Here is a 275-nt window from a genome sequence, read left to right as displayed (position 1 = left end):
CGCTCGACGTCGATGTCGATCGCCTCGGTGCTCACACCGGGCAGGTCGAAGGCGATCACGTACACGTCGCCCTCGCGGTAGGCGTCCATCGGCATGACCGACGGCTTCGACCACGTGCCCGACGTACCCGACAGCTGCTGGACGATCCGGTCCATCTCGCGGAACGGGTCAGTGCGCATCAACATCGCGAAACACCTCCAGTTGGTTCAGGCAGGAACTGCCAATGCGCTTCAACGTGCTCCCGTTGTAACATGTCATCGAAACGATGACAAGCA

At 61.1% G+C, this 275-nt stretch carries 1 pseudogene; it reads right to left on the bottom strand.

Annotation, left to right across the window (positions count from 1 at the left end):
* A pseudogene (locus tag IG86_RS0138175) lies at window positions 1–185 on the bottom strand (Hsp20/alpha crystallin family protein); the annotation flags it as partial.
* Window positions 186–275 lie beyond the last annotated feature (90 nt).

This window comes from Streptomyces virginiae (genome assembly GCF_000720455.1).
GTDB lineage: Bacteria > Actinomycetota > Actinomycetes > Streptomycetales > Streptomycetaceae > Streptomyces > Streptomyces virginiae.
The sequence above is the reverse complement of the archived record's forward strand: the minus strand, read 5'-3'. Positions and strand labels throughout refer to the sequence as shown.